Origin of the sequence: Arthrobacter sp. S39 (genome assembly GCF_004320525.1) — a bacterium.
Lineage (GTDB): Bacteria > Actinomycetota > Actinomycetes > Actinomycetales > Micrococcaceae > Arthrobacter.
This window is the reverse complement of sequence record NZ_SIHX01000001.1, coordinates 469745-484617: the sequence shown is the minus strand read 5'-3', so window position 1 is coordinate 484617 and position 14873 is coordinate 469745. Positions and strand designations below refer to the sequence as shown.

12 protein-coding genes are annotated in these 14873 nt (G+C 64.8%); 3 read left to right on the top strand and 9 right to left on the bottom strand.

All coding sequences use genetic code 11. From position 1 onward, the window contains the following. Position 1: 1 nt before the first annotated feature. The 6 genes from EYS21_RS02290 to mnmA all read right to left on the bottom strand — a co-directional run bounded on the left by EYS21_RS02290 (position 2) and on the right by mnmA (position 8515). Positions 2-1717: an ABC transporter ATP-binding protein gene (locus EYS21_RS02290; protein ID WP_131131496.1), complete on the bottom strand. Its 1716-nt coding sequence runs from the start codon at positions 1715-1717 to the stop codon at positions 2-4. Beyond that, entirely contained in the window at positions 1714-2724 is a 1011-nt protein-coding gene (locus tag EYS21_RS02285) for an ABC transporter permease (RefSeq protein WP_131131495.1), read from the bottom strand. The genes EYS21_RS02290 and EYS21_RS02285 overlap by 4 nt, the downstream gene beginning before the upstream one ends. After that, complete coding sequence (locus EYS21_RS02280) at positions 2724-3806, bottom strand: ABC transporter permease (protein ID WP_131131494.1); 1083 nt, start codon at positions 3804-3806, stop codon at positions 2724-2726. The genes EYS21_RS02285 and EYS21_RS02280 overlap by 1 nt, the downstream gene beginning before the upstream one ends. A 95-nt stretch (positions 3807-3901) precedes the next feature. After that, positions 3902-5539: an ABC transporter substrate-binding protein gene (locus tag EYS21_RS02275; protein ID WP_131131493.1), complete on the bottom strand. Its 1638-nt coding sequence runs from the start codon at positions 5537-5539 to the stop codon at positions 3902-3904. A 280-nt stretch (positions 5540-5819) separates the two neighbouring features. Then, complete coding sequence (locus EYS21_RS02270) at positions 5820-6827, bottom strand: IS30 family transposase (protein WP_165478252.1); 1008 nt, start codon at positions 6825-6827, stop codon at positions 5820-5822. A 554-nt stretch (positions 6828-7381) separates the two neighbouring features. Beyond that, on the bottom strand, positions 7382-8515 hold the full coding sequence (gene mnmA, locus EYS21_RS02265) for a tRNA 2-thiouridine(34) synthase MnmA (protein ID WP_131131492.1): 1134 nt from the start codon (positions 8513-8515) through the stop codon (positions 7382-7384). 111 nt (positions 8516-8626) lie between these two features. Between mnmA and EYS21_RS02260 the strand changes: the two genes are divergently transcribed. After that, positions 8627-9892, top strand: coding sequence for an FAD-dependent oxidoreductase (locus tag EYS21_RS02260; RefSeq protein WP_131131491.1), 1266 nt, complete (start codon positions 8627-8629; stop codon positions 9890-9892). Here EYS21_RS02260 and EYS21_RS02255 read toward each other — a convergent pair. Continuing rightward, on the bottom strand, positions 9871-11100 hold the full coding sequence (locus tag EYS21_RS02255; protein ID WP_131131490.1) for a cysteine desulfurase family protein: 1230 nt from the start codon (positions 11098-11100) through the stop codon (positions 9871-9873). The genes EYS21_RS02260 and EYS21_RS02255 overlap by 22 nt on opposite strands. Before the next feature lie 40 nt (positions 11101-11140). On the opposite strand from EYS21_RS02255, the gene EYS21_RS02250 reads away from it, so the two are divergent. After that, a complete protein-coding gene (locus tag EYS21_RS02250; protein WP_131131489.1) occupies positions 11141-12058 on the top strand; it encodes a DMT family transporter in 918 nt (305 codons plus the stop codon). On the opposite strand, the gene EYS21_RS02245 is transcribed toward EYS21_RS02250, so the two are convergent. Together EYS21_RS02245 and EYS21_RS02240 are read right to left on the bottom strand one after the other, a co-directional pair. Then, complete coding sequence (locus EYS21_RS02245) at positions 12036-12716, bottom strand: hypothetical protein (protein WP_131131488.1); 681 nt, start codon at positions 12714-12716, stop codon at positions 12036-12038. The two genes, EYS21_RS02250 and EYS21_RS02245, sit on opposite strands and share 23 nt — an antisense overlap. Positions 12717-12823: 107 nt before the next feature. Beyond that, positions 12824-13741 carry a YegS/Rv2252/BmrU family lipid kinase gene (locus EYS21_RS02240; protein WP_131131487.1) on the bottom strand — a complete coding sequence of 306 codons (918 nt, stop codon included), beginning with the start codon at positions 13739-13741 and terminating at the stop codon, positions 12824-12826. Between the two features lie 137 nt (positions 13742-13878). On the opposite strand from EYS21_RS02240, the gene EYS21_RS02235 reads away from it, so the two are divergent. Next, positions 13879-14841: a DnaJ domain-containing protein gene (locus EYS21_RS02235; protein WP_131131486.1), complete on the top strand. Its 963-nt coding sequence runs from the start codon at positions 13879-13881 to the stop codon at positions 14839-14841. The last annotated feature ends 32 nt before the right edge of the window (positions 14842-14873 follow it).

The following is a 14873-nucleotide window of genomic DNA, read 5'->3' as shown; positions in this document are numbered from 1 at the left end:
GTCAGATTCCCAGCAGTGCCCGGTGTTCTTCCCGGCGCCGGGCCTGTTCGTCCGGATCAGGGACCGGGAGGGAGGCGATGAGCCGTTTGGTGTAATCGTGCTGTGGCGCCCCCATGATCTGGCTGCCGATCCCCTGTTCCACAAGTTTGCCCTTGTACAGGACACCCACCCAATGGGACAGGATGTCCACCACGGCAAGATCGTGGCTGATGAAGAGCGCCGCGAAGCCGAATTCCGCCTGGATTTCCTTGAACAGTTCCAGGACCTTGGCCTGCACCGAGACGTCCAGGGCCGACGTCGGTTCGTCCGCGATCAGCAGCTTCGGGTTCAGGATCAGCGCCCGCGCGAGGGAGGCCCGCTGGCGCTGGCCGCCGGACAGCTCATGCGGGTACCTTGCCGCGTACGACGCCGGCAACTGGACGGATTCGAGCAGCTCAGCCACGCGTTTGCGCGCCTGCGCCGGGCTCGGGCTGGTGTGGATGATCATCGGTTCCGCCACGCAGTCGCCGATGGTCAACTGGGGGTTGAAGGACGCGGCAGGGTCCTGGAAAACGAAGCCGATATCCTTCCGCAGCGGCTTGAACGTCCGCTCCTTCAGATTCAGCATTTCGTAGCCCAGCACCTTCAGGCTGCCGCCCGTGGTCCGGTTCAGCCCCGCAATGGCCCGGCCGATGGTGGTTTTTCCGGAACCCGACTCCCCCACAAGCCCGAAAACCTCGCCTTCGGACACGGTAAAGCTGACGCCGTCAACGGCTTTGAAGGCGGGGGTCCCCAGCCGGCCCGGGTACTCGATGGTCAGGTCCTTCGCCTCCACCAGTATCTTGGCCTTTTGGTGGGCGCGTTCCGTCATGCCTTCCGACGCGGAGTTGCGTCCCAGGTGGGGCACCGCCGCCAGCAACTTCCTGGTGTAATCCTGCTTGGGCTCGGCAAACAGCACGCGGGCCGGGGCCTCCTCCACAACGTCACCCTGGTACATCACCACGACGCGGTCGGCCAGGTCAGCCACCACACCCATGTTGTGCGTGATCAGCACAATGGAGGTCCCGTACTTGTCCCTCAGGTCCCGCAGCAACTGCAGGATCTCAGCCTGGACGGTAACGTCCAGGGCAGTGGTGGGTTCGTCGGCCACAATCAGCCCCGGGTTCAGTGCCAGGGCGGCGGCGATCACAACGCGTTGCTTCTGGCCGCCGGAGAACTGGTGGGGGTAGTAGTTCACCCTGTGTTCAGGATCCGGGATCCCCACTTTGCGCAGCGCCTCGATGGCACGGGCCTTCGCCTCTTTGCCGGAGACGCGCTTCCCGCCGTGCCCGCCGGCATGGGCACGGATGCCCTCGGCAATCTGCCAGCCCACGGTGAACACGGGGTTCAGTGCCGTCGACGGCTCCTGGAACACCATGGCGACATCGCGGCCCCGGATCTGCCGCAGTTTGGCTGCGCTGACGCTGATGACATTGTTGCCGTTGATCAGCACGGCGCCGCCGCTGGTGGCAGTTTCGGGGAGCAGTCCAAGAATGGTTTTCGCGGTCACCGTCTTGCCGGAGCCGGATTCACCGACGATGGCCAGCACTTCGCCGGCCTTTACTTGCAGGCTGACGTCCTTGACCGCGTGGACGTCGCCCCCGTCCGTGGCGAAGGTTACTTTGAGATGGTCTATTTCCAGGACGGGGCGGCCAGCCGGGCTGTGCCTGTCCCCTACGGAACCAAGATTGATGGTCAAAATCCTCTCACTTCCACTTCGATGGCGGCCTGCGCACCTGGGGCCGGATCCGGGCTGCCCTTGCCGCCGGCGGCTTTGCGTCCGCGAAGGCGCGGATCGTTCAAGTCATTGATGCTTTCTCCCACGAGCGTGAGGCCAACCACGGTCAAGACAATGGCCAGGCCGGGGAAGACGCCGGTCCACCAAATGCCGGAGGAGGCATCGGACATCGCCTTGTTCAGGTCAAAACCCCATTCAGCGGCGGAGCTCGGCTCAATACCAAAGCCGAGGAAGCCCAGTCCTGCCAGTGTGAGGATAGCCTCGGAGGCGTTGAGGGTGAAGATCAGAGGCAACGTGCGGGTTGCGTTGGAAAAGATGTGCCGGCTGATAATCCTGGCGCTGGAGGCACCAACAACCTGGGCTGATTCAACAAACGGTTCAGCCTTGAGCCGGATGGTTTCAGCACGGATCACCCGAAAGTACTGGGGTACAAACACTGCCGTGATGGCGAACCCGCAAGCGAGGATTCCTCCCCAGAATCCCGACTGCCCCTTGTTGATCGCAATCGACATGACAATAGCCACGAGGAGTGTCGGGAAAGCGTAGATTGCGTCCGCAATCACCACCAGCACACGGTCCAGCCAGCCACCGAAGTAGCCGCTCACCAGTCCGAGGAACACCCCCAGGAAGATGGACATCACCACGGCAGCAACGATGACTGCCAGGGCTGTCTGCGATCCCCAGACCACCCGTGACAGGACGTCATAGCCGCCAACGGTTGTCCCAAGCAGATGCTTGCCCCCAGGTTCGGCCTGGGCCGGGAACGAACCCGCGTCATCGGAAATCTGGGAGTAGCCGTAGGGTGCCAGCAGCGGTGCGAAGACCGCGGCCAGCACAAATACTCCACAAAGCACCACGCCGATGAGCAGCATGGTCCGTTGCAGGCCCACGCTTTGGCGGATGTGGGACGAGACCGGAAGGCGGTCCAGCAAGGATTTCTTTCTCGGTTCTATCGCAGTAGCGCTCATCAGTACCTCACCCGCGGATCAATCAGGGCCGCAGCGATATCCACCGCGAAGTTTGTGATCGCCACAATGACGGCCAGCAGCATCACGATGCCCTGGACGGCCACAAAGTCACGCGCAGTGAGGTATTGGGCCAGCTGATAGCCCAGGCCCTTCCATTCGAAGGTCGTTTCAGTCAGCACCGCACCGCCGAGAAGCAGCGCAATCTGCAATCCCATGACCGTGATGATGGGGATCAGTGCCGGCTTGTAGGCGTGCTTTGTTACCAGGCGGTACTCGCTGACGCCACGGGACCGGCCGGCTTCAACATAGTCCTTGCCCAGGGTACCGATCACGTTCGTGCGGACGAGGCGGAGGAACACCCCGGCGGTCAGCAGGCCGAGCGCGACAGCCGGAAGGACGGCGTGGTGGACGATATCGGAAAAGGCCGCCAGATCGCCGCTGCGCAGGGCGTCCAGCCAGTAGATGCCGGTGGGCGCCGCCAACCTCGACATCGCCAATTCGGTTGTGGTGGAAGCGCGGCCGGCTACCGGGAACCAGCCCAGGCCCACGGAAAAAGTCAGCTTCAGCAGCAGGCCCGCAAAGAAGACGGGGGTGGCGTAGCACAGGATGGCGAACATCCGCAGGAAAGCGTCCGAGACTTTGTCCCGTTTGTGGGCGGCGAACATTCCGAGCGGTATTCCTACGAGCAACGCCACCACGACGGCATTGATGCTTAGTTCCAGTGTGGCGGCGCCAAATTTAACGAGCATTTCGGCGACGGACCTGCCGTCGGAGATAGTGCGGCCGAAGTTGCCCGTGGCGATGTTGCCGAGGTACTCAATGTACTGAATGAAGAGGTTCCGGTCGTAGCCGGCCTGGTGAACCAGCGCGTCGATCTGTTCCTGCGGCAGGCGTCCGCCCTGGGCCGCGGTGATGGGATCGCCGGTGATCCGCATCAGGAAGAAAACCAGGGTGACGAGGATGAAAATCGTCGGGAAGATGAGCAGGAAGCGAATCAGGATGTACTTCCCGAGGCCACCTCCCGCGGATTTGGATTTGGGGGGCGCCACCGTTGGCGGCGGCGCATCAATCATTGTGGCCATGCTGTCCCTGCTTGGTTTAGATCTAGGAATTGTGGAGCCAACACGTAGGAGGCAGGGCCATCCGGCCCCACCTCCTCACGCGGGTTGGTTCGGTTTTACTTGGAAACCGTGCCGAGCCGGAACTTGAACGACGCGTCCAAAGTGGATTCCACGCCCTTGACGCTGGTCCCCGAAACAGCCACCTGGGCGCCTTGCAGCAAGGGCAGGGTGGAGATGTCCTTGGCCAGCAGGTTCTGGACGTCCTGGATGGCTTTCTCACGCTCTGCCTTGTCAGCGGTGACCAGCTGCTTGGCAATCAAGGATTCGACTTCTGCGTTTTTGTAGTGGTTGTTCATGAAGCCACCGCCCACGAAGAAGGGGGTGAGGTAGTTGTCCGCATCGCTGAAGTCAGGGAACCAACCGAGCTGGAAGACCGGGTAGCTGTCCTTCTTCGACGCCGAGTTGTAAGTCACCCATTCGGTGGACTGGAGGTCCACCTTGAAAAGGCCGCTCTTCTCCAGCTGGTCCTTGACCATGGCGTATTCGTCACCGGAGGACTTGCCATAGTGGTCGGGGTTGTACTGCAGCTTAATGGTCACCGGGCTGGTGATTCCGGCATCGGCCATGACCTTCTTGGCCTTGTCGAGGCTGGGCTTGCCGGCGCCGTCCCCATAGGCCTGCTTGAATGATTCGTTGGCTCCGGCGAAACCGGACGGGACGTTGGACCACATGGGCAGGTATGTGCCCTTGTAGACCTGGTCCGAAATGGCCTGGCGGTCGATCAGATCGGCAGCGGCCTGGCGGACGGCAAGCGCCTTCTTGGGGTCCACTTCCGAGGTCTTGGCGCCGTATGGCATGGTGTCGAAGTTGAAGACGATGTACCGCATCTCGCCGCCTGGTCCGACGTGGACCTTGACGTTAGAATCCTTCTTCAGGTCATCGATGTCCGTCGCGCTGAAGCTTCGGTTGGCAACATCGATCTGGCCGCCCTTGATCTCCAGCTTCATGTTGGTCTGGTCGGTGTAGTACTTGATTGTGGCCCCGGCGTTGACCGGTTTGCCCAGGACGCCCTTATAGTCCGGCCAGGCCTTCAGGCTCACCAGAGTGTTCTTGTTGAACGAGTCGACCGTGTACTGGCCGTAGAAGGCGTTCGCTTTGACAATTTCCTCGTCAGTGAGGAGCTTGTCTGCCGGGAAGACTTCATCGTCGACGATCGGTGCGGCCGGGCTGGTCAGGATCTGCGCGAATGTTTGGTCGTTGGCCTGCTTGAGCGTGAACACCACGGTGCTGGCATCAGGCGTGGCAATGGACTCGATGTTGGTCAACAGCGAAGCAGGGCCGTTGGGATCCTTGATCTTGGTCTGGCGGTCAAACGAGAATTTGACGTCCTTGGAATCCAGCACGTGTCCGTTGGCCCATTTGAGGTCGCTCTTCAGCTTGACGGTGAATTCTGTGGGCTTGGTGAACGAAGCCGATTCGGCCAGGTCCGGCACGGGCTCGGCGCCACCGGGCTTGGAGTTCAGCAAGAACGAGTAAATCTGGTTCATCACCATGAACGAACCGTTGTCGTACGAACCCGCCGGGTCCAGGGACGTGACCTTGTCCGTGGTGCCGTACGCAATGACGCTGCTTGCGTTCCCCGACGCTGTGCTGCCGCCGCCGCCACCTGACGGGCCCGTGCAGGCAGTCAGTGCGAAGGCGGAGATGCCTGCCAGCGCGATGGCGCCGTGCAGGGTTTTGGTGCTCTTAGTCATCTGTGAACTTTCTGTTCGATGAGTACGCGCCTGCCGCCCGCTAAGGGGTGTATTGGCTCGAGCGGGCAGCGCGCTGTCCTGATGCCTCGATTCAATCAGACCAAAATACGGTGAATCGTTTCATCCTGTGAGTTGAGACACAAAATTTACCTGATTGGGTTGCTGCTCTCACTTTTGTCCCGCGGCCGAAGGACAGGGCCACACAAAAACAGCGCGAGCGTACAGTTGCGGCCCCAACCGACGGGGGGCGGTTTCTAGGGGTCGTCGCAACACCTGTTGGTTAGGTGGTTAGTAGTAAAGCACGTATTCGCTCGGCTGGGGTTTCCCAGCCGAGCGTTTTGCGTGGGCGGCCGTTGAGTTCTTGGGCGACGAGTTCGAGCTCTTCGGGACCGTAGATGGACAGGTCGGTGCTTTTGGGGAAGTACTGGCGCAGCAGCCCGTTGGTGTTTTCGTTGGAGCCGCGCTGCCAGGGGCTGGCGGGGTCGCAGAAGTAGACGTTCATGTCCGTGGCGATGCTGAAGGAGCGGTGGGCTGCCATTTCTGATCCCTGGTCCCAGGTCAGGGACCCGCGCAGGTGCGCCGGCAGCGTGGCCATGGCCGCGACGAGTCCGTCCCTGACGGCTTCGGCGCCGTGGTCTCCCGGGAGGTGGACGAGCATCACGTACCGGGTGGTCCGTTCGACCAGGGTGGCGATCGCGGACTGGTTCAGCGTCCCGGTGATCAGGTCGCCTTCCCAATGCCCGGGGAGGGCACGGTCTTCTATTTCGGGTGGGCGTTCGGAGATCATGACCATGGGATCGGCGAACCGGTGACGGCGTTCTGCAGGGTTGCTGTGAGGTTTGCGGCGGGCGCGGCCGGTCCGCAGGGCAGCCTGGATTTCGCGTTTGAGTCCGCCCCTGGCCTGGACGTAGAGGGCCTGATAAATGGTCTCGGGGCTCACGCGCATCTCCTGGTCATCGGGGTGTTCCGTGACCAGCCTGTGCGATATCTGCTCCGGTGACCACTTCCGGACCAGCCCGTCCTGCACGTACTTCCGAAGATCCGATTCGCCAGCCAACTTCGCTGTTTTGGGACGTGCGCGGCGGGTCGCGGCTTTCCGGTCCGCTCCGTGGGGCAGGTAACCCAGCCGGGGATCGGCGTTGCGGCGCAGTTCCCGGCTGATCGTCGAAGGTGAACGGTCCAGAGCCAACGCTATGGACCTCAACGAGGAACCGGCCCCCGTCAGGTCCCGGATTCTTTCACGTTCATGCAGGGACAGGAACCGCCCGACGGCTGTGCCGGCGCCGATAGCCCCGGGCTCAGGGGCTGAGGCCGAGGGTGAGTGGAATGTGGTCACTCCCTGTTTGTAGTCGATCACGCGCCCGTCCGGGTAGACCCGCACGCGGCCTGACCTGCGGACTCCGCGGTCCCAGTCCTGTGCCGTGCGGATGTTCACGCCCACGGCGCTGGCCGCTTCCCGGCGGCTGGTCCCGGCTTGGCGGAGCTCGAGGAACTCCTCCCGCCCCGCGTGGGGACCGTTCCCGCCCCGCCCCCGGGCCTTCAGACCAGCCTTCCTGACCCACGCGGCGCAGGTGGCAGGGTTCAGCCCAAGCTCCCTCGCAGAAGCCATTGTGTTGCCCAGACGGTCAAACACCACGAAGAAGGCATCCTTCGCGTCCTGCCCGTACCAGCCGGATCCCGATGAGTCCTCGATAGAACGAACCATGGTCGTTGCAACTCCCAAAAAGTCTGGGTGTTGCAACGACCACTAGAACTCAAGAGAGCCCCAACTGTACGTTCGCGCCTCCCCAAGGGCCTCAACTGTACGTTCGCGCTGTCTGCAGGGTACCTGGGACGGGCTGGTTAGAGCTCCGCGCGCTGCAGGGAACGGGCAGCGTCTATGGTGGCCTGGCCAAGCACACGGCTGCCCTGGTACAGGACCACGGTCTGGCCCGGGGCGACGCCGCGGAGCGGGTCGGTCAGCGTCACCACCAACTGGCCGGCAGCACCATCCGCCGACGGGCTTTCCATCCGTGCCGTCGCGGGGACGGGGTCACCGTGCGCGCGGACCTGGGCGTAGCAGTCGAAGTCCTCGCCCGTGGCGATCTCGGCGATGGGAAGGCCGGCCCACGACACCTTGATGCCGCGGATTTCGTCAATGGCCAGCAGGGCCTCGGGGCCCACCACCACTTTGTTTTCCTTCGGCCGGATTTCCAGCACAAAGCGGGGCTTTCCATCCGCCGCGGGGGTGCCCAGCTTCAGGCCCCTGCGCTGTCCCACTGTGAACGCGTTGGCGCCGGGGTGCTCCCCGACCTTGGTGCCGGTCTCGTCGACAATGTCGCCTGTGGTCATATCGATCTTTTCGGCCAGCCAGCCTGCGGTGTCGCCGTCCGGGATGAAGCAGATGTCATGGCTGTCCGGCTTGTTGGCCACGGACAGCCCGCGACGTTCGGCTTCCGCACGGACTTCGGCTTTCGAAGGGGTATCGGCCAGCGGGAACATGGAGTGCTTGAGCTGTTCGTGCGTGAGGACACCCAGCACGTAGCTCTGGTCCTTCGCCCAGTCCGCGGCACGGTGAAGTTCGGGGTTGCCCTCGGCGTCCGTGATCACCTTGGCGTAGTGCCCGGTGCAGACGGCGTCAAAGCCCAGCGCGATGGCCTTCTCCAGCAATGCCGCGAACTTGATGCGCTCGTTGCAGCGCATGCACGGATTAGGTGTGCGGCCGGCAGCGTACTCGTCAATGAAGTCCTGGACCACGTCCTCCTTGAAGCGCTCGGAGAAGTCCCACACGTAGTACGGGATTCCGAGGACGTCGCACGCACGCCAGGCGTCGCGGGAGTCTTCGATGGTGCAGCAGCCGCGGCTGCCTGTCCGCAGCGTGCCGGGCATCCGGGACAGCGCCAGGTGGACGCCGACGACGTCGTGTCCCGCCTCGACGGCACGTGCTGCGGCAACGGCGGAATCGACTCCGCCGCTCATGGCTGCTAGAACTCGCATGCTGGCTTTCCGTTAGTGAAAGAGTGGATTGGGGGCTGTGGGCCCTATCTATTCTAAAGCCTGCCGCGTTCGGCCATAGTTGAGCTACGGATCCCAGGAGGCGCAGGCATTATGGCGGCAGGACAGATTGCAGGAAGCATCGTGATCGTAGGGGCAGGCCTTGCCGGTGCCACTGCTGCGCGGACGCTCCGGTCAGAGGGCTACACCGGCCCCGTCATCCTGATTGGCAGCGAGCGCCACAACCCCTACATTCGCCCGCCCCTCTCGAAGGACTACCTGCTGGGCAGGGAAGGCGAAGACAAAGCCGCGGTGGTGCCGCCGGGCTGGTACGCAGAGAACGACGTCGACCTCCGCCTTGGCGTGTCAGTCACCGGCATACGGCCGGACGCAGGCACGGCGCTGCTGAACGACGGATCGTCACTGCCGTACCAGTCGCTTCTCCTCGCCACCGGCGCGGTCCCCCGGACCATTCCGCTGCCGGGGAGCGAGTTGTCAGGGGTCACCACGTTCCGCACCCTCGATGACAGCCGCCGGCTGCGGAAGTCCCTGGAGCACGGCGGAAAGAACGTGGTGATGATCGGCTCCGGCTGGATAGGCATGGAACTGGCAGCGGCCGCGGCGACTTACCGCAACAACGTCACGTTGCTCGGCCTGGAAGACGTTCCGCTGGCCGCCGCGATCGGCCCGGAACTGGGCCACTTCTTCCGCTCGCTGCACGAAGCCCACGGCGTGGACTTCAGGCTACCGGCGTCGGCCCACGAACTCACCGGCACCGACGGTGCCGTCTCGGCAGTGGTCACCGACAGCGGGGAAGTCCTCCCGGCCGATGTTGTGGTGATTGCGGTGGGAGTTGAACCCGCCGTCGGCCTCGCACACACCGCGGGACTGAACGTGGACAATGGCATCCTCACTGACGCGTCCCTGCGGACCAGCGTTCCGGGGATCTTCGCCGCAGGAGACGTCGCCAACGCTCTGCACCCGTTCACCGGCAAGCACTACCGCAGCGAGCATTGGTCCAACGCCCTTAATGGGGGCAAGGTCGCAGCCAAGGCGATGCTTGGCCAGGACGCTACCCTCAGCACCATCCCCTATTTCTACACCGACCAGTTCGACGTCAGCATGGAGTACTCGGGGTTCCCCGATTTGGCGGCCGGGACGGAACCGGTGATCCGCGGTTCGCTGGAGCGCAAGGAGTTCATTGCCTTCTGGCAGCGCGACTCCCGGGTGGTGGCCGGCATGAGCGTCAATTGGCCGCACCAGGCCCGGCCCGGGGCGCAGAAAGTTATCAAGGCCTTGATTTCTGGCCGGACTCCGGTCAGCCCGGACCGCCTCGCCGACGGGTCAGCCGGGCTTGATCAGCTCCTGCCGGAGGCCTGACGCGCCACCGTTCCGGCGGTCTGGATGGAGGATTCGTGCCCGGCCATCCCGGCAGCGCGTGCCCTGGAGTACGCACCAGGGAGGGCAGCGAGGAGGGCGTCGACGTCGGCTTCGGTTGACGTGTGCCCGAGGCTGAAGCGCTGGGCACCGCGCGCGGTTTCCTCGTCCAGGCCCATGGCAAGGAGCACGTGCGAAGGCCGGGGCACGCCGGCAGTGCACGCAGAACCGGTGGATGACTCAACCCCGGCGAGGTCCAGCAGGAACAGCAGGGAGTCGCCTTCGCAGCCGGGGAAGGTGAAGTGCGCGCTGCCGGGGAGGCGTCCTGCGCCGGGGGCTCCACGGAGTACGGCCTCCGGGATGGCCTGCCGCACGCCGTCGACCAGCCGGTCCCGGAGGGCTGAGATCCTGGCTGACTCGGCGGGAAGGCTTGCCGTGACTGCCCCGGCCGCCGCGGCAAAGCCGGCGATGGAAGCCGTATCCAGGGTTCCGGACCGGACGTCCCGTTCCTGGCCGCCGCCGTGCTGAACGGGGGTCAGCTTCACCGCGCGGCCCAGCAACAGCGCCCCGACTCCCACCGGACCGCCGATCTTGTGTCCGGATACGCTCATCGCGTCCAGTCCGGAGGCCTTGAAGTTAATGGGCAGCGAGCCGAAGGCCTGGACCGCGTCTGAATGCACCGGCACGCCGGCGGCGTGGGCCAGCTGAACAATTTCGGGGATGGGCTGGATGCTGCCCACCTCGTTGTTGGCCCACATCACACTCACCAGGGCGATGGTTGCCGGGGACCGCGCAAGTTCGGCCTCCAGGACCGTGAGGTCAACGACGCCTTCGCTGTCTACCGGAAGCCAGGTGACCTCGGCACCTTCGTGCCGCTCCAGCCATTCCACGGTGTCCAGCACTGCATGGTGCTCGACGGCGGAGCAGAGGATGCGGCGCCGGGCAGGGTTCCCGGCGGCCCGGGACCAGAACAGGCCCTTCACGGCCAGGTTGTCAGCTTCCGTGCCGCCGGACGTAAAAATGACTTCGGAGGGGTGCGCCCCGGCTGCGGCCGCAATCGTTTCGCGTGCGTCCTCCACCGAGCGGCGGGCCCGGCGGCCGGAACCGTGCAGGGACGACGGGTTGCCGGTGCGAACCAGCTCGCGGGTCAGGGCAGCCAGCGCCTCGGCTGAGAGGGGCGTGGTTGCTGCATGATCCAGGTAAACAGGCACCCAACAATTCTAGCCGCCGGCGATGGTATAGGTTCGAGCGGTGAAAGCCTCCCTCTACCTGGTGCTGGCCACCCTTTTCTGGTCCGGAAATTTTGTGGTGGGACAGGCAGCCGTGGCGTCGATGACTCCCGTCGAGCTGACGTTCTGGCGCTGGGCCATCGCGGCGCTGCCGCTGCTGGCCCTGGCCCAACTGGTGGACCGGCCGGATTGGCGGGCCGTCCTGCGCTCCTGGCCCACGCTGCTGCTCCTCAGTTTCCTGGGCATGGGTGGCTACACCCTGCTCCTGTACACCGCCCTCCAGCACACATCCGCACTGAACGCCTCGCTCATCACGGCGGCCAACCCTGCGCTGATCGTTGTCCTCGCCATAGCGATGCTGGGTGACCGGCCAGGCGCCCTCGGCTGGGCAGGAATCGCGCTGGGGCTTTCCGGGGTCCTGATGGTCCTCACCGGCGGGGACTTCCAGCGGTTGCTGAGGTTTTCCTTCAACCTCGGCGAACTCCTGATGCTGGCTGCCATTGCCGTCTGGAGCCTCTACACCATCATCGCCCGCCGCCTGGCAGTCCCTGCCATCACGGCCACGGCGGTTCAGGTTGTTATGGCCACGGTGGTCCTCATTCCGGTGGCGGTGGCCACGGGAGCGCACCTGCCTCAGACAGCGGCGGGCAGTTGGTCGCTGGCCTACATCGTGGTGTTTCCGTCCCTGGGTGCGTACCTGCTGTGGAACCTGGCGCTCAAAACAACCGCACCGGGGACCGCGGGCAATTACCTGAACCTCATGGTGGTCTTTACAGCCGTCATAACCTTCCTGCTGGGGACGCCGATCAGTGTGCCCCAGATCCTGGGCGGGCTGCTGGTGGTGGGTGGTGTCCTGCTCACCAGCGTGCGCGGGGCCGGGAAATCCTCTGGCATCACAGCACCGGAAAAGAGCGTGCTCAGGCCGAGGGCGGAACGATGATCAGGCGCTCAGCCACGTCCTGCCGCGCCGCAGCGAGGGTGGCCGGATCCGGGCACGAGACGGTGATGTAGATGGACGATGCGGGAACGCTGAACAGGCGGGCCATCACAGCCGTCGACCTGGCTCCCGCCGGGGAAGCCTGTTCCAGTACCAGCACCTCCACACGCGGGCCAGGCTTGTCAGCGCTTCCGCCCCAACGCAGGGTTTCCGTCTTGAGGTATTTGGGGAGGATGGTGGGGTCGAGGTAGGTAAAGAGTCCCACTGTGGAGGCGTGGTCGTCAGCAAGGGCCAGCGGCGTCTGGTTGGTCCGGGCTTTGGTGGCCACGAGGCAGCCGTCGGTCTTCACGTACTGGTTCTCGCCAGCCACGTTTTCCTTGACCGGCTTCCAGCCCGGCGCTTCCTTCAGCCCGTCGGAAATACCCACCGGAACTCCCGGCGCAAGGGCGCCCCCGGCGGTGAACGGCAGGTCCTTGGCCGCCACCGCCTCTGCGTCATGGCCGGGCGTGATGGTGGGTGTAGCCAGCCCTGGTGCGGACTGTTCCACAATGGGGGCCGAAGGGTCCGGCACGTCGATGCTGCAGCCTGCCAGCAGGCCGGCACCAATCAGTATTCCAGTGAGCAGCGTCCCGGACGTTGCCCCACTCCCCCGTAATTTCATTCCACCCCAATGCCTTGCCGGCTGCCCGGCGCCACTGGCCAGGGTTCCGCCCGGCCCATCAAAGAGTCTAGACGCCCCATGCCCGACGGCGGGTCCCGGACTTGGTCCTACGCCAGGATGCGCACGGCGCCGGGTACAACATCCACCGTGAGCGGCAGCGGCCCGATCCTCTCGCCGTCGGCATACGCCACGACGTTGCGCGCGGACAGCCGCACCTTCCGTACGCGGCGGATCTCAACTGCCGGATGCCCGGTATGCCGTCCGGAGAACACCTTGGGGAAAACGGCCAGGAAGCGGATCCTGGGCAACGGCCTGACAATAAAGAGGTCAAGCAGTCCGTCATCCGGCAGGGCGTCCGGCGTAATCCGCATCCCGCCTCCAATTGACTGCCCGTTTGCTACCGAAATGAGCATTGCCCCCTGATGCCAGGTGTCGCCGTCGTCCGTTTCCGTATAGTCCGTCACCGTGTACTCAATGGACCGAAACACCACCAGTTCCCTGAGCATCGCCAGGTTGTAGCGGGCCTTGCCGCGCGGCCAGCGCCACGCGTTCGCACGGTCGTTGACGGCGGCGTCGAACCCGGCCGACAGCACCCCGGCGAACCAGCGGCAGCCACCGTCCGCCGTGATCCGGCCCAGGTCAACGGGACGCCCTCCTGAAGCGATGCCGCCGGTGATCCGCCTGCAGGCGGCCGCCACGTCGTTCAGCGGCAGTCCCAGGGTCCGGGCAAAGTCGTTTCCGGTCCCGTTGGGCACGATTCCCAGCGGGACTGTGGACGCCGTCCCTGCGGAGCCCGCCAGCGCGTTCACGCCGAGGTGCACCATGCCGTCTCCACCCACCACAACAAGGGCATCCACGCCATCAGCAAGCGCGCGCTCCACGGCTGACGCCAGCTCGGCGAAGCCCGCCTCCCGCAACTCCACAATGTCCCCTCCCGCAGCCCGGAAGTAGTCCACCGTCTGCGCGCCGGCGTATGTCCGGGATCCAAAGGACGCACGGGGATTGATGGCGACGGCGATCCTCATGGGCTGAATTATGCCAGCCGCGGGAACCCCGGCCGCCGGCACGCACGTTGTCAGAATGGGCCGTTAAGCTTGGCCTACCTGGCTATGGGCCCTCCCTGCCGCCGTGGACGGGCCACACTAACGAAAAGGACAAGTGCTTGACCGAGAGCAGCAACTCCCATTACCAGGTGCTCCGTGTCGCCGTGACGGCCACCGAGAAGGAGATCAAAGTTGCTTACCGCCGCGCCGCCCGCCAGGCGCACCCTGACCATGGCGGGGACGCGGCCGCATTCCGGCGCGTAACGGCAGCCTACGAGACGCTCATCGATCCCAAGCGCAGAAGCGCCTACGACCGCTCCTACGCTGCCGGCACAGGGGGCAGTGCCGGCAACGGCGATGCCGGTCCGCACTTTGACGCGCCCGCTGCCGGTAGCCACGCGTCCGCCACGGTGCACCGCCCCAACACTCCACGCAACACCGCCGGCGACCCTCCGGTCTACGATCCGCCCTATGACCTGGCTGCATTCGAGGCGGCCGGCGTGGTGCCGTTGATCCCGCTTTCCCAGGCCAGCCAACAGGTCCACGGCATGCCCCGGAAACGCGGCATTTTCGGGGCCGAGGCGCGCATCCAGCGCGAAATGCGGACGGTGCAGCTGGTCAGCAGGCAGATCCTGCCGGCCATTCCGGCCGCGCGGCTGATTAACGGGCTGCAGTCACCGGCGGACAACAGCCACATCGACCACGTGCTGCTGTCCGGCTACCGCCTGGCCATCATCGGGTCCATGCTCCTGCCCAAGGGCGCCTACGCCTGGGACGGAAGCACGCTCAACCACGGCGGACGTTCGATCCCGCCGCCGCAACTGGCGCACGTGGTCCGCGCCATGCAGGACATCTTCCCCGAACTGAATGTCACCGGCTGGACAGTGGTGCACAGCCCGGACGGGAACCTGCACGAGCCCGTCATCGACCGGCACCGACGGTCCGCCGGTGCCCACGAAACTGTCCAGGTGGTCAACGCGGCCGGGCTGGTCCGTGGCCTCAAGCAGTTCCTCTCCTCGGGCCCGGCACCGAACACGGTCAACGTATCCGTGCTGGCCCGGCTCCTGCGGGGCATGCACTGACGGCCTTGGCCACGGTCGGTATTGACTAGGAT

What these genes read in the sequence shown, in the direction of transcription:
- EYS21_RS02285 (WP_131131495.1), bottom strand. Translation starts at nt 2,724, where the DNA reads ATGAGCGCTACTGCGATAGAACCGAGAAAGAAATCCTTGCTGGACCGC.
- EYS21_RS02280 (WP_131131494.1), bottom strand. Translation starts at nt 3,806, where the DNA reads ATGGCCACAATGATTGATGCGCCGCCGCCAACGGTGGCGCCCCCCAAA.
- EYS21_RS02275 (WP_131131493.1), bottom strand. Translation starts at nt 5,539, where the DNA reads ATGACTAAGAGCACCAAAACCCTGCACGGCGCCATCGCGCTGGCAGGC.
- mnmA (WP_131131492.1), bottom strand. Translation starts at nt 8,515, where the DNA reads ATGCGAGTTCTAGCAGCCATGAGCGGCGGAGTCGATTCCGCCGTTGCC.
- EYS21_RS02260 (WP_131131491.1), top strand. Translation starts at nt 8,627, where the DNA reads ATGGCGGCAGGACAGATTGCAGGAAGCATCGTGATCGTAGGGGCAGGC.
- EYS21_RS02245 (WP_131131488.1), bottom strand. Translation starts at nt 12,716, where the DNA reads ATGAAATTACGGGGGAGTGGGGCAACGTCCGGGACGCTGCTCACTGGA.
- EYS21_RS02240 (WP_131131487.1), bottom strand. Translation starts at nt 13,741, where the DNA reads ATGAGGATCGCCGTCGCCATCAATCCCCGTGCGTCCTTTGGATCCCGG.